General features: G+C 34.5%; 15 protein-coding genes and 1 tRNA gene. 10 read left to right on the forward strand and 6 right to left on the reverse strand.

Features of this window, described 5'->3' with window-relative positions; genetic code table 11:
- Position 1 precedes the first annotated feature (1 nt).
- Positions 2–74 (reverse strand) — tRNA-Lys (locus PKK00_14120).
- Positions 75–253: 179 nt separating this feature from the next.
- Between PKK00_14120 and PKK00_14125 the strand changes: the two genes are divergently transcribed.
- Positions 254–1,063, forward strand: coding sequence for an SDR family oxidoreductase (locus tag PKK00_14125; GenBank protein ID HNW99539.1), 810 nt, complete (start codon positions 254–256; stop codon positions 1,061–1,063).
- A gap of 49 nt (positions 1,064–1,112) precedes the next feature.
- Entirely contained in the window at positions 1,113–1,565 is a 453-nt protein-coding gene (locus tag PKK00_14130; GenBank protein ID HNW99540.1) for a hypothetical protein, read from the forward strand.
- 237 nt (positions 1,566–1,802) lie between these two features.
- On the opposite strand, the gene xerD is transcribed toward PKK00_14130, so the two are convergent.
- Positions 1,803–2,702, reverse strand: coding sequence for a site-specific tyrosine recombinase XerD (gene xerD, locus PKK00_14135; protein HNW99541.1), 900 nt, complete (start codon positions 2,700–2,702; stop codon positions 1,803–1,805).
- Positions 2,703–2,837: 135 nt separating this feature from the next.
- Between xerD and rpmG the strand changes: the two genes are divergently transcribed.
- The 4 genes from rpmG (at position 2,838) to rimO (ending at position 5,634) form a co-directional block, all read left to right on the forward strand.
- Positions 2,838–3,026, forward strand: coding sequence for a 50S ribosomal protein L33 (rpmG, locus tag PKK00_14140; protein HNW99542.1), 189 nt, complete (start codon positions 2,838–2,840; stop codon positions 3,024–3,026).
- Between the two features lie 8 nt (positions 3,027–3,034).
- Positions 3,035–3,190: a DUF4295 domain-containing protein gene (locus PKK00_14145; GenBank protein HNW99543.1), complete on the forward strand. Its 156-nt coding sequence runs from the start codon at positions 3,035–3,037 to the stop codon at positions 3,188–3,190.
- 87 nt (positions 3,191–3,277) lie between these two features.
- Positions 3,278–4,231, forward strand: a complete 954-nt coding sequence (gene ftsY / locus PKK00_14150; GenBank protein HNW99544.1) for a signal recognition particle-docking protein FtsY — start codon at positions 3,278–3,280, stop codon at positions 4,229–4,231.
- 92 nt (positions 4,232–4,323) lie between these two features.
- Positions 4,324–5,634 carry a 30S ribosomal protein S12 methylthiotransferase RimO gene (rimO, locus tag PKK00_14155; protein HNW99545.1) on the forward strand — a complete coding sequence of 437 codons (1,311 nt, stop codon included), beginning with the start codon at positions 4,324–4,326 and terminating at the stop codon, positions 5,632–5,634.
- Between the two features lie 12 nt (positions 5,635–5,646).
- Here the strand turns inward: rimO and PKK00_14160 are convergent, their stop codons facing one another.
- Both PKK00_14160 and PKK00_14165 read right to left on the reverse strand, forming a co-directional pair.
- Positions 5,647–6,315: a hypothetical protein gene (locus PKK00_14160; protein ID HNW99546.1), complete on the reverse strand. Its 669-nt coding sequence runs from the start codon at positions 6,313–6,315 to the stop codon at positions 5,647–5,649.
- Between the two features lie 336 nt (positions 6,316–6,651).
- Complete coding sequence (locus tag PKK00_14165; GenBank protein ID HNW99547.1) at positions 6,652–7,689, reverse strand: alpha/beta hydrolase; 1,038 nt, start codon at positions 7,687–7,689, stop codon at positions 6,652–6,654.
- 407 nt (positions 7,690–8,096) lie between these two features.
- On the opposite strand from PKK00_14165, the gene PKK00_14170 reads away from it, so the two are divergent.
- The 3 genes from PKK00_14170 (at position 8,097) to PKK00_14180 (ending at position 11,293) form a co-directional block, all read left to right on the forward strand.
- Entirely contained in the window at positions 8,097–9,203 is a 1,107-nt protein-coding gene (locus PKK00_14170) for an SPFH domain-containing protein (GenBank protein ID HNW99548.1), read from the forward strand.
- A 175-nt stretch (positions 9,204–9,378) separates the two neighbouring features.
- Positions 9,379–10,491, forward strand: a complete 1,113-nt coding sequence (locus PKK00_14175) for a hypothetical protein (GenBank protein HNW99549.1) — start codon at positions 9,379–9,381, stop codon at positions 10,489–10,491.
- 31 nt (positions 10,492–10,522) lie between these two features.
- Entirely contained in the window at positions 10,523–11,293 is a 771-nt protein-coding gene (locus PKK00_14180) for a toxin-antitoxin system YwqK family antitoxin (GenBank protein ID HNW99550.1), read from the forward strand.
- 232 nt (positions 11,294–11,525) lie between these two features.
- Here PKK00_14180 and PKK00_14185 read toward each other — a convergent pair whose 3' ends face one another.
- Both PKK00_14185 and PKK00_14190 read right to left on the reverse strand, forming a co-directional pair.
- A complete protein-coding gene (locus PKK00_14185; protein HNW99551.1) occupies positions 11,526–14,153 on the reverse strand; it encodes a hypothetical protein in 2,628 nt (875 codons plus the stop codon).
- 353 nt (positions 14,154–14,506) lie between these two features.
- Positions 14,507–14,872: a hypothetical protein gene (locus PKK00_14190; protein ID HNW99552.1), complete on the reverse strand. Its 366-nt coding sequence runs from the start codon at positions 14,870–14,872 to the stop codon at positions 14,507–14,509.
- A gap of 767 nt (positions 14,873–15,639) precedes the next feature.
- Here PKK00_14190 and PKK00_14195 point away from each other — a divergent pair.
- The gene (locus PKK00_14195) at positions 15,640–16,866 is read left to right on the forward strand and encodes a T9SS type A sorting domain-containing protein (GenBank protein ID HNW99553.1); all 1,227 of its coding nucleotides are present in this window, start codon (positions 15,640–15,642) and stop codon (positions 16,864–16,866) included.
- Positions 16,867–17,177 lie beyond the last annotated feature (311 nt).

Raw genomic sequence — 17,177 nt, forward strand, 5'->3', positions numbered from 1 at the left:
GTGATCTGGCTGGGATTCGAACCCAGGACCCCATCCTTAAAAGGGATGTGCTCTACCTGCTGAGCTACCAAATCAACATTTCAAAATTTCGAGGTGCAAATGTATGTACATTATTTTAAATAACAAAAACATTTTTACAAACATCTTAAATTTTTTAGAAATGAACAATACGAAAATTATTTGTAACGCTTATTTTCATTATAAAAGAACCCGTATTTATTTTTTTTTCATCTTTGCAAAAAAAATCTGAATGATGTTAAATGAAAAAGTTGTTATCATAACCGGTGCAAGTTCAGGAATTGGAAAAGCGCTGGCAATAGAATGCGCTTCAAAAGGGGCTAAGGTCGTTATTGCTGCCAGGAATATTGAAAAACTTTCGGAAACGGAAAAAATAATAAAACAAAAAAATGGCGAAGTTCTATCAGTTAAAGCTGATGTAAGCCATGAAGAAGATTGCAGGAATCTTATAAATGCTGCGGTTCAGAAGTATGGCGATATTCATGTCCTTATTAATAATGCAGGTATTTCTATGCGTGCAATTTTTGAAGAACTGGATTTAAAAGTTATTAAGCAGTTAATGGATATTAATTTCTGGGGAACCGTTTTTTGTACTAAATATGCATTACCTTATTTGTTAAAGAATAAAGGCAGTGTAACCGGTGTATCTTCAGTTGCAGGATATAAAGGACTTCCGGGGCGTACAGGCTATTCCGCGTCAAAATTTGCAATGCAGGGTTTCCTGGAAGTATTAAGAATTGAGACACTTAAAAAAGGATTGCATGTACTTATAGCATGTCCCGGATTCACTTCTTCAAATATTCGGAATACAGCACTTTCAAAGAATGGAAGTATGCAGGGCGAATCGCCATTGAATGAAGATAAATTAATGACTTCGGAAGAAGTAGCAAAGCGTATTGTAAAAGCAATTGAAAAACGGAAAGACAGAATTGTTATGACAACCCAGGGAAAACTGGTTGTTACACTTAATAAATTCTTTCCGAAATTAATTGATAAAATGGTTTATAACCATATGGCAAAGGAACCTGATTCTCCTTTTAAATAAAATTGTTCAGAAAAAAATAATGTTATTTATATTTCAAAAAAATATTGAAATGAAAGATAAATTGGAAATTAAATTAAAAGAAGGATTGAATGAGCTTAAATTCGGACTTGGTATGGATGAAGTTAGAAAGCTTTTAGGGAATCCTGATGAAATTGAAAATGTTAAAGAAATTGAAGGAAATACAGAAGTTTGGTATTATATAGAAGATGGGTTGACTGTTTTCTTTGGAGAAGAAGAAGGCTGGCGTTGCATTTGCCTGGAAACAGATAATGAGAATGCAGTTGTTCTGGGAAAAAAAATCTCCGAACTCAAGGAATCACAAATTGAAAAACTTTTTTCAAGTAATGGTTATAATGATTTTGAAGCCGAAACTGAAACCTGGGGCGAAAAGCGTATAGGCATTAGCGACGCTGTTATTGATTTTTATTTCGATGGTGAAGATATTGTAGCTGTAAATTGGGGTATGGATTATGATGACGAAGGTGAGCCTATCTGGCCATAATAATAAAGTGTTCTTTCATAAATCTTAAATCTTAAATTATTTGTGTAAACCTAAAGTCAAAAGTTTATAGGAATAGTGGCTTGTTAAGGTTAAAGTTATTTGTTGAAAGTAAAATTCCCTCGCACCATATTTCGATAAACTCAATATGACGGCTGGCGCACAGTCAGGCATAATACCATCAACCAAACCAGTTGCCCAACCTAAAACCATATAACATATATTCAAATCAAAAATCAATCACGCTCTGGGATGATATTTCATAATAGTATCTCTTAAATATTCGCGGTTGAGATGTAAATAAATTTCGGTGGTAGTAATGGACTCGTGTCCCAGCATTTCCTGTACAGCACGTAAATCGGCGCCACCTTCAATCAGGTGTGTGGCGAAAGAATGGCGAAATGTATGCGGACTAATTTTTTTATGAATCCCTGCTTTTTCAGCAAGTCCTTTGATAATAAGGAATACCATGTTTCGGGTTAATTTATTTCCTCGCCTGTTCAGAAATAAAATATCTTCAGCGCTTTTTTTTACAGGCACATGAACTCTTACATTATCAAGGTAAATGTTGATATGTTTCATGGCAATGCTTCCAATAGGAACTATTCTTTCTTTATCGCCTTTCCCTATGATTTTTATAAATCCTTCTTTAAAAAATAAATTTGAAATCTTCAAATTTACCAGTTCGCTTACACGCAAGCCCGAACTGTAAAGCGTTTCAAGCATTGCCTTGTTTCTTTCTCCTTCGGGTTTGCTCCTGTCGATAGCGCTGATAATATGGTCAATCTCTTCAATGTTAAGCGTGTCGGGAAGTTTACGACCAAGTTTGGGTGATTCCAGAAGCTCAGTAGGGTTTTCTTTAATAATATTTTCAAGTAAAAGGTATTTATAAAATGCTTTAATTCCTGAAATAACACGAGCCTGGGTACGGGCACTCATCCCCAGTTCGTTTACCCATTTTAGAAAATCCTGTAGCTGTTTAAGTTTAATTTCCTCTGGATTGGTTTGTATTCCCTGTATCTCAAAATACTGTGTCAGCTTTTCAATATCACGAATGTAAGCTTCTACTGAATTGTGTGAAAGCGACCTTTCCAGTTGAAGAAAAGCTTTAAATCCTTTTATATATGATTGCCACATCATTGTTTTTCAAAAGTACAGTAAAAAGGGCATTACACAAAGCCTTAACCTGCTTTTAATTAAAAAAATGAAATAAGGTGTTGGTTATTAATAAAAAAGTTTATATTTTTGCACCTCAAAATTTAAAGGTCAGTAAAAATGGGAAAGAAAAGTAAAGAAGCAAGGGTACAGGTTATTTTGGAATGTACCGAACATAAAGCCAGTGGAAAACCGGGCACTTCAAGGTACATTACAACCAAAAATAAAAAGAATACACCCGAAAGGTTGGAAATAAAAAAGTACAACCCTATTTTAAAGAAAATGACTGTTCACAAAGAAATTAAATAATTTAAATCATGGCAAAGAAAGTTGTTGCAACACTGCAAACCAAGTCAGGTAAAGACTTTGCAAAAGTCATCCGTATGGTGAAATCTCCGAAAACAGGTGCATACACCTTTAAGGAAGAAATTGTTCCTAACGATCAGGTAAAAGATTACCTGGCAAAAAAATAATTTTGAATGAAATTATCCCGGTAATCCGGGGAATGAAAAGCTTTTTTCCGGCAAAGAAAAAGGCTTTTTTTTTAACAGCTAAGTAAAATGGGTATTTTTGGTATATTCAATAAAGAAAAAAAAGAAAGCCTCGAGAAAGGTCTCGCTAAAACCAAGGAAAGTGTTTTTGCAAGGATTTCAAAAGCGGTTATCGGTAAATCGAAAGTGGACGATGATGTGCTTGATAACCTTGAGGAAATTCTAATTGCTTCTGATGTGGGTGTTGAAACCACGCTGAAAATCATTGAACGTATTCAGAAACGTGTTGCTGCTGATAAATTCCTGGGCACTTCGGAACTGAACCGCATACTCAGGGAGGAGATAGCAGCAATGCTCGAGGAAAACAATGCTGCTTTATCTGAGAATTTTGAATTGCCTGCAACCGCTAAACCTTATGTTATAATGGTAGTGGGAGTAAATGGTGTAGGTAAAACCACCACGATAGGAAAACTTGCATACCAGTTTAAGAAAGCAGGAAAATCTGTAGTACTTGGCGCTTCTGATACATTTCGTGCAGCAGCTGTCGACCAGCTTACCATTTGGGCAAAGCGTGTAGATGTTCACATTGTATCGCAGGGAATGGGCGCTGATCCTGCATCCGTAGCTTTTGATACGCTTACATCTGCTAAAGCAAAAAATGCAGATGTTGTTATTATTGATACTGCAGGACGACTTCACAATAAAATAAATTTAATGAACGAGCTTTCCAAAATAAGGAAAGTCATGTCGAAAGTTATTCCTGATGCACCTCATGAAGTGCTGCTGGTGCTTGATGCATCTACCGGACAGAATGCTTTTGAACAGGCAAAACAATTCACGCTGGCTACCGATGTGAATGCACTGGCAATAACTAAACTGGATGGTACAGCTAAAGGTGGCGTTGTTATTGGTGTTTCCGACCAGTTTAAAATTCCGGTAAAATATATCGGCGTAGGTGAAAAAATGGAAGACCTCCAGTTATTCGACCGAAAAGAATTTGTTGATTCTTTATTCAGCAATTAAATTTTTATAAGGTCAGGCTTCGATAAACTCAGCCTGACTGTGTGCATCGTCACACTGAGTTCACCGAAGTGGGACATTGAAAAAATATCACTTTGAAAACAAAATCTTTCTCACATATCAAAATCAATGTAATCACGCTGGGTTGTTCTAAAAACCTTGTCGATTCAGAAGTGCTTTTAAAGCAGCTCGATAAAAATAAATTCATTGTTTCGCACGATTCGGAAAAATTGGAGCATGATATTGTAATCATCAATACCTGTGGGTTTATCAATGATGCAAAACAAGAATCGATAGAAACTATTCTGCAGGCTGTTAAAAATAAAAAGCAGGGAAGAATAAAAAAAGTTCTTGTTACCGGTTGCCTCTCGGCGCGCTATCACGATGAATTGAAAAAAGAGATTCCCGAAGTGGATGCATATTTTGGTGTGAACGATTTAAAAGAAATTTTAAATTACCTGGATGCAGATTATAAGAAAGAGCTTATCGGGGAGCGCCATCTGACAACGCCTTCACATTATGCATACCTGAAAATTGCTGAAGGTTGCGACCGGAAATGTTCTTTCTGCGCAATTCCTTTAATACGGGGGAAACATATTTCAAAACCGGTTAAAGATATTGTTAAAGAAGCTACATTGCTTGCAAATAAAGGAGCTAAAGAACTAATACTGATAGCGCAAGACCTGACATATTACGGAATTGATATTTATAAAAAAAGAAAACTTGCTGAATTACTTGAAAAACTTTCCGATATAAAAAATGTGGAATGGATACGTCTGCAATATGCCTATCCTGCTGCATTTCCAATGGATGTTTTGAAAGTAATGCGTGAACGCAAAAACATTTGTAATTATCTTGATATTCCTTTTCAGCATATCAGCGACCGTTTGCTGAAGTCGATGAACAGGGCGATCGATAAAAAAGGAACATTGAAATTAATCGAAAAAATAAAAAAAGAAGTTCCCGGAATTGCTTTGCGAACATCTTTAATTGTGGGTTATCCCGGTGAAACGGAAAAAGATTTTAAAGAATTAATGAATTTTGTGAATGATGTAAAGTTCGACAGGCTGGGTGTTTTCACCTACTCACACGAAGAATCCACAAAAGCATATCAGTTAAAAGATAACATCAGCGCTAAAGTAAAACAGGAAAGAGCCGATGCGTTGATGAAACTCCAGGAAAATATTTCATTAGAAAAAAACGAAGCGTTAATTGGAAAAATATTAAAAGTGATTATCGACAGGAAAGAAAATGAATTCTTTGTAGGCCGCACTGAATATGACTCTCCCGAAGTTGATAATGAAGTTTTAATAAAAGCTCCAGGTAAATCAAAAATAATCGGACAATTAAAAAATGTAAAAATTATCGATGCCGAACCTTTCGATTTATTTGGAGAAATAATCTAAAAAAAATCCTAATTAAAAATGAATATTAATTGAAAATATTCCTAATGGACTTAATCCTGTTGATACCCCATTTGTTTTCGATTCAATTACAACATTAGAATTTGCATATTTATATTTAATGTCAGTTCTGCTAATACAAATATTAAAGGTTGTTTCTGTTGAAATTGAAAATGTTTCACTTATTTGATATTTTAACCCAATTAAAGGGTTAGCTCCACCCATATACGTCTTTTCAATTCGGTCGTTATTATTATTATTATTATTATTATTATTATTATTATTATTATTATTATTATTAGGGTTACTTGAATATGTGTGAATAGCATTATATTTCTCTAAAGATCCTATGATGTCAATACTATACAATAATTGAAGTTTATTAAAATCCCTATGAAATTCATATCCTACACGTGGACGAATTCTTAATGTTTTATTTGTAATTTTATTATCATTATAAACATAGGTGCTTTCTTCATTATTAAAATAAAATGCAGTACCAATTCTTAATGCTCCATTTTTGATATTATGTTTATATACTATCCCGAAATCGTTTATACTCGATAAACTAAAGACATTAAAATATCCTATACATAACTGATTTTTCTTTTCAGTTGATGTTTGTTCGGGTTGTGTGGTTTGTGCGAAAATGCTGGTGCCAGCAAGAAATATTGCAATGATCAAAAAAGTTTTTTTTCATGGTTTGAAATTTAAATTATAAATAATAAATTGGTTGTTTTCTTTTTTAAAAGGCGAAAATTTTACAACTATCATGCCATAATTAAATATGAAATTTTAATAAATGTTATTTTAAATCCGAAATCATAATTCGTATTCGCCTGGGGTGGACTAAAATCTCAAATCTGGAAACTATTCTTTAAATTCCTTTTTACAATCCCTGCAATAATAGGTGTAATTAATATTATTGAAGGATGTAAACGAAAGAAGAGAGATGAAAATTAAGAACACTGAACCTTTTGATCTTTTTGGTGAATTGTCTAAATAAAATAATTCAGTAAATTAGTTATTATCATTCAGGAATTTTATTGTCAGATCTATCGAAACACTGGGTTGATATGTAAACACATTATGTCCTGAGTTGCGAATTATATCAAGCTTTGTATTTTTAAATACTTTTAAATAATCATCAACACAAGCCCAGGGTAAATTATCATTCTCTCCAAGTAAAATTAAAACAGGTACATTGATTTGCTTTAATAAACGTCTTATATTTTTACCTCTTCTAATAAATATACTTGTTCTTACATTGCAATATGCCCCAACTTCACTTCCGTGATCAGCATTTTTAAAGATACTAGAATCGCAGAAAAATCTTTTTTCAAAAAGGCTGTCGAATTGCGTGTCGGATAATGTTTTTTTTCCACTTAAAGCCTTGCTCCATGTGTTGTTGAAAAAAATCATACCTGTTTCATTTAAACAATTAATGCGATCAATATATTTATTGCTGCTTAATTTTAAACTATCAGGTGCGGGAATATTAATGTTGATTTTTTTAGGAATGATGCCACCGGGTCCTGTAAATATTATCTTTAAAACTTTTTCAGGATGTTTCGCCAAATACAAAGGAGCTAATGATGCACCCCATGAATGACCTATAAATATTACCTTTTCTGCACCTATGTTATTTGCAATTTCTTCAAGGTCGAGTAGATGTCGCTTAACGGTATATTCTTTAATGTCATTTAATCTGATTGATTTTCCACAACCTATTTGATCGTATAAATAAACATCATAACCGTAATCTGAGAATTTACTAATAGCACTGATAATTTCATCTGATATATATGCACCCGGTCCGCCATGTAAATAAATTATGGGATAAGGTTTTCTTGGTTCTTTACCTTTAAAATAATAATAAGCTATTTTTGAACCAGTGTTTAAATTCCAGTATTGAATAGGATAATCTATTTGAGGATTAATTTGTCCGCTTGTGTTGAAAGATAGAATTAATGTTATTATTATAAAAATATATTTCAAATTAGTAATATTAACTTTAATTGTATTCTGAAAAAAAGTAAGAAGCTTTATGATTTTCATTTGACTAAAATAATATTATAATATTCAAATTTACAAAAATTGTTGAAAATTAAATATCCTATAATAATAGAATAATAACCATTAGAGTTTTGATTAGGTATAAAGTAAATATTTTGAATTATACTCGTTCTTATCAAGAATGCAAAAGCAAATTTGATTAGAACGAGTTATGCCTGTTTATCCCGACTTGTCGCGGATAGGAATGCTTATGGAAGAAATAATTTTGCAGTCGCCGCGGCGACCTGTTTCGTATCGGTATAGTGTGAAATTTGTTTTATCTGTTTTATTCGTGTCCGCTTAATTCCTTAACTTTTTTTAACTTCATGATAATTGTAATACAATCTTTCTTTTTATTTATATTTGTCTTTATAAATAAATCTAAAATCGTAAATCTAAAATAAAAAAATATGGGACTGATAAATAAAATTAAAGGCGAATTTATAGATATCATAGAATGGTTAGATCCGTCGAATGATACAATGATTCATCGTTTTGAAAGATATAATAACGAAATTAAATACGGTGCAAAGCTGGTAGTACGCGAATCACAGGTTGCAGTTTTCATCAATGAAGGTCAGGTTGCTGATGTATATCAGCCGGGCACGCATACTTTGGAAACTCAGAACATGCCGATACTTACCACGCTGAAAGGCTGGAAATACGGCTTTCACAGCCCGTTCAAAGCAGAAGTTTATTTCTGTAATACTAAAAATTTTACCGACTTAAAATGGGGAACTAAAAATCCAGTGATGATGCGCGATGCTGATTTTGGTGTTGTGCGTATACGTGCTTTCGGGAATTATGCAATGCGTATTAAGGATGCAGTGAAATTTATTAAAGAAGTTGCCGGAACCGATGGTTCATTCACAACCGATAAAATTACGGAACAACTTAAAAACATTGTGATGACAAGGTTTACCGACATTGTCGCTTCAAGTAAAATTCCGGTTCTCGACCTTGCTTCAAACTATGATGAGCTTTCAAAATTTGTTTATGATAGAATAGGTTCTGAATTTTTAGAATACGGAATTGAACTTTCAAAATTCTTAGTTGAAAATATTTCACTTCCTCCTGATGTGGAAGCTGCAATGGATAAAAGAACCAGCATGGGTGTTATTGGAAACCTCAATGCGTTCACGCAATACCAGACTGCAATGGGAATTGAAGAGGCAGCAAAAAATCCCGGTGGTAATGCAGGTGCCGGAATAGGCATGGGAATGGGCTTTGCCATGGCAAACCAGATGGGGCAGAACATGAATCAGAATCAGAATGTAAATCAGCAACAGCAAAACGTTCCGCCACCACCTCCTATAGTTCAATATTACGTTGCAGTGAATGGGCAACAAACAGGTCCGTTTGGTGAACAACAACTTGCACAAATGGCCCAGGGCGGACAATTAACCAAAGACTCATTAATCTGGAAAAATGGAATGGCTGCATGGACTGCTGCCGGACAGGTTCCTGAAGTTGCAAAACTTTTTACACAGGCTCCTCCACCGCTGCCTCCTCAATAGTAATAATAGAAGTATAGAACACGGATATGGCGGATGCAACGAATTTTCACGGATACAATCTGTGCTAATCAGTATAATCAGTGTCATCCGTGTTCTATTATTTATATTGGCATTTAATGATTTTTGTTTTAGCAATTCAATATGAAATATAATTATTAATAAACGAATAATAATTATGCAAGATCAAAACACTCCGGAAACCGCAACCAATCAGCAACTCAAATGTAAAGACTGTGGTGCATTTTTAAAATTTGCTCCGGGCACACATTCTCTAACATGCGAATATTGCGGTGCTTTGAACGAGATAGAAAAATCAACTGAGAAGGTTGAAGAAATTGATTTTGCAAGTTTTATTTCTGAAAAGCTTGCTAATGAAGAAAAGCAAAATATTGTAACCGTAAAATGTACAGAGTGTGGTGCATCAACTACATTAAAACCTAATGTTACTTCGGATATGTGTCCGTTTTGCGGAACAAGTCTGGTTGTTGCTAATGGAAGTACAAGCACTATATTAAAACCGAAATCGCTGCTTCCATTTATAATCACTCAGAAGCAGGGCTTTGAACTTTTCCGCACATGGATAAAAAAACTTTGGTTTGCACCGAATGCATTAAAAAAATATGTCAACAGCACCGACAAGTTCAATGGAATGTATATCCCTTACTGGACGTACGATTCCAATACCTCAAGTGATTATACCGGTGCTCGCGGAACATATTATTATGTAACCGAAACTTATACCGAAACTGAAAATGGTAAAACAGTCACCAAAACCCGTGAAGTGCGAAAGGTACGTTGGACGCCGGTTTCGGGACATGTGAATAATGCGTTTGATGATGTTCTTGTTGTTGCCAGCCAATCGCTGCCTGTAAAATATGCTGAAAAACTGGAACCATGGGATTTGAAAAACCTGATTCCTTATGACGATAAATATCTTAGTGGATTCCGAACAGAATGTTATCAGGTTGATGTAAAACAAGGCTTTGAAACAGCAAAAGTAAAAATGGATGTTGTAATCAGGCAAACAGTTAATAAAGATATTGGCGGTGATGAACAACAGGTATATTCAGTAAATACAAATTACAGCGACACAACTTTTAAACATATTTTGTTGCCGTTATGGATCAGTTCATACAGGTATAATAATAAAGTTTATCGGTTTCTTGTAAATGCACGCACAGGTGAGGTTCAGGGCGAACGTCCGTGGAGCGTATGGAAAATTATTTTCTTCTCGCTAGCATGTATTGCTGTTATTGCAGGAATAATTATTTTAGTAAATAATAAATAAGTTTAATAATATTTTTAAGGAGGTTAATAAAATGAAATCAGTTTATTTGTTTTTATGCACGTTAATTTTCTCAGGAGTTTCATTCTCGCAGAAAGTTTCAGAAACAGGTGACTCAATTAATAAAACCGATTCAAAAGGTTTTATGCAGGGATATTGGGAGGTGACGAATAATAACAATACAACAGAAAAAGGGTTTTATGTTAACAATGAAAAAGATGGTTCATGGTCAACATGTAATAAAAAAGGTATTGTTACAAAAGTTGAATCCTATAGAATGGGGAAGAAGAATGGTATAACACTAACATTAGATGATAACGGGTATTTAAAATCAGAATCATTTTATATCAATGATTTGTTACAGGGTTATTCCAGGACATATCTTGTCGGCGCCAGAATTGGAACGGAAATATTTTATAAAGATGGAATAATGAATGGGCGAAAAAGAGTTTATTATGAATCGGGAAAAATCCAGGAAGATGCCAATTTTAAAAATGGTTTGCGCGATAGCACTACCAAATGGTACAACGATAAAACCATTCCCATGGCAGAGTATTTTTATAGAAATGGTGTTTTTAATGGTGTGAATAAAACCTATTCCGATACCGGTAATGTTATTATTGAAGAAACATATTCCAATAACATACTTAACGGTGCTTACAAAGAATATTTCGATACTAAAGATAAAAAAGTAAAAGTCAGCGGAACCTACGTGAATGGCTTAAAAGAAGGTGCCTGGACGGAATACGATGAAACCGGAAAAGTTGTAAAAGAAACCATGTGGAAGAAAGGGCAGAAGAAATAAAGATTGAAATTGGAAATTGTGAAACTTGGTTGACAAGTTAGCAAGGCATAAGTAGAAAAAATTTGCGACTTCTATATTTATCGCGCGACTCCTGTCGCGTGACAAAATTAAATATTGCACTCGTCGGGAGACTATCGCGAACAGGGTTCATCCGGTCATTCTGAGTTCATCGAAGAATGGAGCGATGGCTCAAAGTCAATAGTTGATAGGTTGAGCGGCTGGGCTACTTATCCTATTCATGTCCGTCAACATTCTTTGGTTTTGAAATTCTTACTTTTGCCAATTCAGCTGGGCTTGGATTTTTAGAGCCAAATTCATGCTTTGCAAAACACATTTTTACAAGTAATGAAATTTCTCTTCGTTCTTCCTCTGTAATGAAATCAAAATTATATTTTGAAAGCAAAGCATTGTGGGTATCGTAAAGATAAAATGAGTTTTTCTGAAGTGACACGATATAATTTTGAATCTGCTTTCTCCACTCTCTGGGACGACAGAAAATTAATAACAGTGCTATTTTATGTTTCTTTCGTGCATCAGTTTCTTTTTCAAATTGCTCATACAGTAATGGAGCAATTTTGCTTGAATAAATATCGTCTTTGAAAAATCCAACCACATTAGTCATGTTGACTTGAATTATTCTTTTTACCCTAATTTCAAATGTGTCTCCGAAATCTCCATGTAGTGTAAAACTTTGTCCATCAAAACCAGCTTCACCTTTTGCAGCAAGAATAGGAGTTAAGGCAAGAAGGACATTTGATATTTGCTCCCAGCTCCTTAATATTTCTGAAAGAATTTCCCGTTTTGCTTCAGGCTTAACATAGTCGCTATTTCTTAGCGCCCTCGCAGATGCACTAATGTTTTGCATGAGATTATGTAAAGAGTATTCTTCAAAAAATGCCTGAATACTTTGATTGTAAGGTCGCATTTGATTGTAACTTCTATCGGCATGTTGGTCTTTGATATTGTCTGGTAATCCAGAGTTGAGAACACTTTCGCTTAATTGATTTTGAGCAGATTCAATTTGTTCCTCTGTGGGTTGCCAACGAATATGTGAGAAAACATCCATGTCTCCTGTTAATCTCACCTTGGAATTTACAATATCGCAAGTTTGCTTAATATCTTTAGTTAGAATTTCTAATGCATCAAGTTTATTTCTGTCAATGCCTGTGTAGAATTCAATGATTTCGGGGCATGCAGTATAATTTTTTGAAGTGAAAATATATTCGGCAAATGCAGGGTCGCTGTGCATTCTTCTCGCTGCAAAATAATAAACCCAAAAAGCAGCTCTAAACCCAAAATCAATTTCGTGCTTTACTATAATGTTGTTGGCAGCCAAAATATCAAATACAATTTCAATTTCTAAGTCAATCAGTTTTTCATTACAATATGACTTTAGGTCCTTAATAAATTCATCTCTAGTAAATGAAAACTTATGACTCTTAATCATCTTCTCGCAAAACCTTCCAAGAACATACTCGCAATCCTTTAAATCGGGTTTGGTTCTGTATCGTGGTAAGCCATCCATGTTAAAGAGAACAAATAGAACTTTTTCAATCATGTCAGTTCTATTGATTGGACTTTCGTCAAAATATTTTTCAGCGACTTTAAGAAGCGTAAAACAATTCATCGCTGTTCTATGAATGTTCAGCATTTCCAAGTCTGAAACTACTTTTGTCAGAACTTTGTCCTCTGCTCCAATTTCTCTTACTCTGTTGTATTCAGCAACTGCCTTTCTAATTTGTGTTCGTGGTAATGCCAATAAAAAGAGTGGATGAAATTTTCTTTCAATTTTTATATCGTGTTTTTCTTTCAAAAATTTCGCATCATCAATTCTATGCATCACGATTAGTGGAATGTCTTTGTATGAATCCGACAAGTTTTTTAATTTCCTTAAACTATCAACTTCATAATTGTTCCATGAATCAAGAATGATTGCTTTTACATCAGTAATTTTCATTCCCAAAGAATCTGCTTCCCGAACTGCTGCTTTATGAATGTTGTGAGATTTAGTTTCATCGGAATCAAGATATAACCATAAGTCGCCTTTTTCCCACGCTTCACAAACCAAATAGTGAGCTAAGCATGTCATTCCAAACTGTGGTGGAGCATTGATGACAAATGAATCAGGGTTGTAAATTAATTCTGAGATGTTAACTCTCTTGGTATAATTCTCATCAGGATTTTGAGAGATTTCATTCGTGTTACTCAATACTGGTTCCAACCAAATGATAGGTTGAGTGCTGAAAGCCTTAAGTGCTTTGTCTAATCGTTCTTTAAATTTTGCTCGGAGAACTTCAAATTGAACATTGCTTTTTGTTGTTTCATTTTTACTCTGTCCTTCTGATTTTAATAGATGGTCAGTTAATTGCCTTCTGAAAGTTTTTTCAAAATCTTGAACACCGCTATATGTCCAATAATATGTTCCCAACTCAGCGACTTTTTTCTTAAACGCTTCAATTTTATCAAGTTCAGTAGTATTTATTTCACTTTTCTTTGAAGGTAGCTCATCATTAAAGTAAAACATTATTTCAATTGGTTCCTTCCTTATTATTCTGTTGTAAGCGTTATTAAATTCTTCTTCAGTTCCTGAACCTGCTTTTTTTGTTTCAGTTCCAAATTTGTTGTTCATGATTCCAACAAAAACATGGTAGTCATTACCGAGCTGCTCATTAACTACCGATTGGCTATATTCACCTATGCTTGGTCTTGTGTTATGTTCCCACATCCTTTCTTCAATCACGAAGCCAAATTTTTCACCTATGCCTTTATTTAATTCTTCAAAAACTCTTAGGCAACATTCCCTTTCGCTTTTGGTGTCGCTTGGTGAAGCAACTAATATTTTGATTACTTTTTTTTCCATCTTAGTTTGGATTTATAATGTTCATTTAAATCTGTCAATTTAAAGTTAAAACTGTCCTCAAGCCTTGCCGCCAACGCTTGTATTATCCCATTAATTTTATTCCGTTTTTTATTTATCCATTTACAATTAAATGTAAAAGTATTAACAAATATATAGCTTTCTTTTTTTAAAAAAATAATTGATTAAAAAAATATATGTTGTATTAATTCGATAAACAATGTTGAAAGTTAAAGGGGTGAGCAGCTTGTTTAGTGGTAAGATTATGGTAATATGTTTTGTTTCTGCCAGCAGGAAAAATAAAAATCCCTGCAACGCAATGTTACAGGGATACCGGACTTGTTAAGCTGCACAAGCTATTTTTCTTCTTTTTCAATCCTCCTTCTGACCGGGCGCTTGTGTTCGCTTTTACGGATGCGTCCTACTTTTTCATACTCGTTGCTGTCGTGCCCGTAAACCGAAGCCACAGCATCAACTATCCGCAGGTTCATTTCACGCAAATCGGATTCTTTCTTCAGAAAATCGTTGAGGGCAGCATCGGTCTGTGAAAGCAGTTCGTTATAGCTGTCCAACATGTTTTCGATATCCTGGATGGCTGTTTCGTAAGTGGCAACCGATAAGTTATTACCAAAATCGATGGTTGCCGAAATTGCTTTAAGTCCTGCCAGCCTTTTCTTTGCGTTATCAATAACCTTGGAAGTTATTCTTTTTTTCCTTGACATATTAAACACCTCCTTTTTTTAAGAAGCCTTTTTCCCCGGCTTCCATATTATTAACGGATATAGATTGTGAAATATTGCCTGAACGGAGAAAATATGTTTGAAGCCGGAATTGAGAAGTGGAAATTGAAGGTTCTTTATTCAGTCTTCCTGCATCTGAATTTATAAACTAAATACTTCGGTCTTTGGACTTAGACTTCTGGTTTCTGACTTTTGATGTCGGAAGCAAATACTCATGCAGTAAGACCGGAATATACCAGCTACTATCGGAATGCTTTAATGTTCTTATTGAACTTTTATTTGTTTGAACCGGTTGAATTAATGTTCGGCTTGTTTGCCAAAGCAAACAAGCCGAACGTTAAAGTAAATAAACAGAATACTTATTTGGTTATATCAACTAACTAAACATTCGGGTTGTATACTAACGAAAACAGTTTATATGGTTACATAACAGCATCGAATATGAATGATTTCTGCCTGTTCGATTTTTTAATGTTAAAATTTGGATATATATGATATTGTTTAATATATTCGTTCCATTATTAAATTAACAGTTCAGTAAATTTTTAGTAAATTTTGGGCTAAAGCCTAATTTCATTGAGTTTTATTAACCCCGACCTTAAGGTCGGGGCTATTATGAAACCCACAATTATCAAGGATTTTAGTCCTTACATAAAAAAATTACCGAACTATTGAAATAAAGAGTTTAAATTTATTATTTTGTAAAATATAAAATCTGTTTTATTTACCCAAAAAAATTCTGTCATAAAATGAAAAAGCTTTTATTTGTTTTTGTAGCGCTAATGGTTTATTCCGGTGGAAATCTTATTGCACAGGCTGATTGTTCGGGAGGGCGTTATCTTGATAGCCTTTTTTCCGTTGATGTTACAAATGATATAGTTTATGGTCATAACTATAATTACCTTGGAATTTATTCTACCTTAAAGATGGATGTTTACCAGCCGCATGGCGATGTGGCAGAAAAACGCCCTTTGATAATTATTGCTCCCGGTGGTAGTTTTATTTTTGAGGATAAACAGGATTATACAACAGTTACATTGTGTGAAAAATTTGCATCATTAGGTTATGTTACGGTAGGCATGGATTACCGTGTTGGTGTATCGCTGCCAACGCAGGCTCAATTCAGGACAGCATTGTATAGGGCAACACATGATATGCGTGCGGTAGTCAGGTATTTCAAACAGGATGCTGCTACTGTCAATACTTATAAAGTTGACACCAGCATTATTATAGTGGGTGGCAGCTCGGCAGGGGCAATTACTGCATTGCATGTGGGTTATCTCGACAAAATATCGGAAATACTTTCCCAGGATATAGATACAACCGGAATGGGTGGAGTGGAAGGCTTATCGGGTAATCAGGGGTATTCGAGCAAAGTAAATTATATTGTAAATCTATGTGGCGCATTGGGTGATACAATATTTCTTGAGCCCGGTGATATTCCTGTAATAAGTATGCACGGCACAAATGATAATACGGTTCCTTACGCATCAGGGTCGGCATTGAGTATTGTTCCTGTTGACGGTAGTGCAACTATTAAAATCCGTGCCGACCATGTAGGTGTGCAAAATCCTTTTTATTCTTTTATCGGGGCCGACCATGTGCCGTATGATTCTGGTTCAAATGCTACGTCATATATTTTATACATGGATACTACTTTTACATTTATTCGTGATAATTTGTATAACTGGATTTGCAGCGGTTATACTGATATAAACGAAAATAATTTACCTGCTTCAATAACTGTTTCGCCTAATCCATTCACCGATTATACAGAAATATATTCATCGCTTCCTTTACAGAATGCATCTCTTGAAATATTCGATATTACAGGGAAAGAAGTATTTCAATTAAATAATATTAATGATAACAGAATCATAATACACAGGAGCGGCATGCCTGCAGGAATATATTTTTATAAATTATCAGGGCAAAATAAGAAACCTGTAAGTTCCGGTAAGTTAGCGATACAGTAAGATAAATTGAATAATAATATTTGTGTATTTCAGCGCCCTTCCGAAGGTTTTCCTTTCTCTGGTGGCACTCGTTAGCTTTGTTTGTGCTCGTTTAACGAAGTGTAACGAGTGCAAATATGTACAAATTATTGCGTCATACTTAGGTTTATAGTTTATAGGTTGTGCGGCTTGTTAAGTAAAAAGTCAAAAGTTAATTGTAAAAAATATTTCTCTATCAACCTACTACTCTCAACCAAACCAGTTGCCATCAACCTATAATTGGAGTTTCCTCAGGAAAAAAGCAGGGAAAAATCAAAACGCTTTAATAGTGT

Source organism: Bacteroidales bacterium, from assembly GCA_035353855.1.
Taxonomy (GTDB): Bacteria; Bacteroidota; Bacteroidia; order Bacteroidales; family CG2-30-32-10; genus DAOQAK01.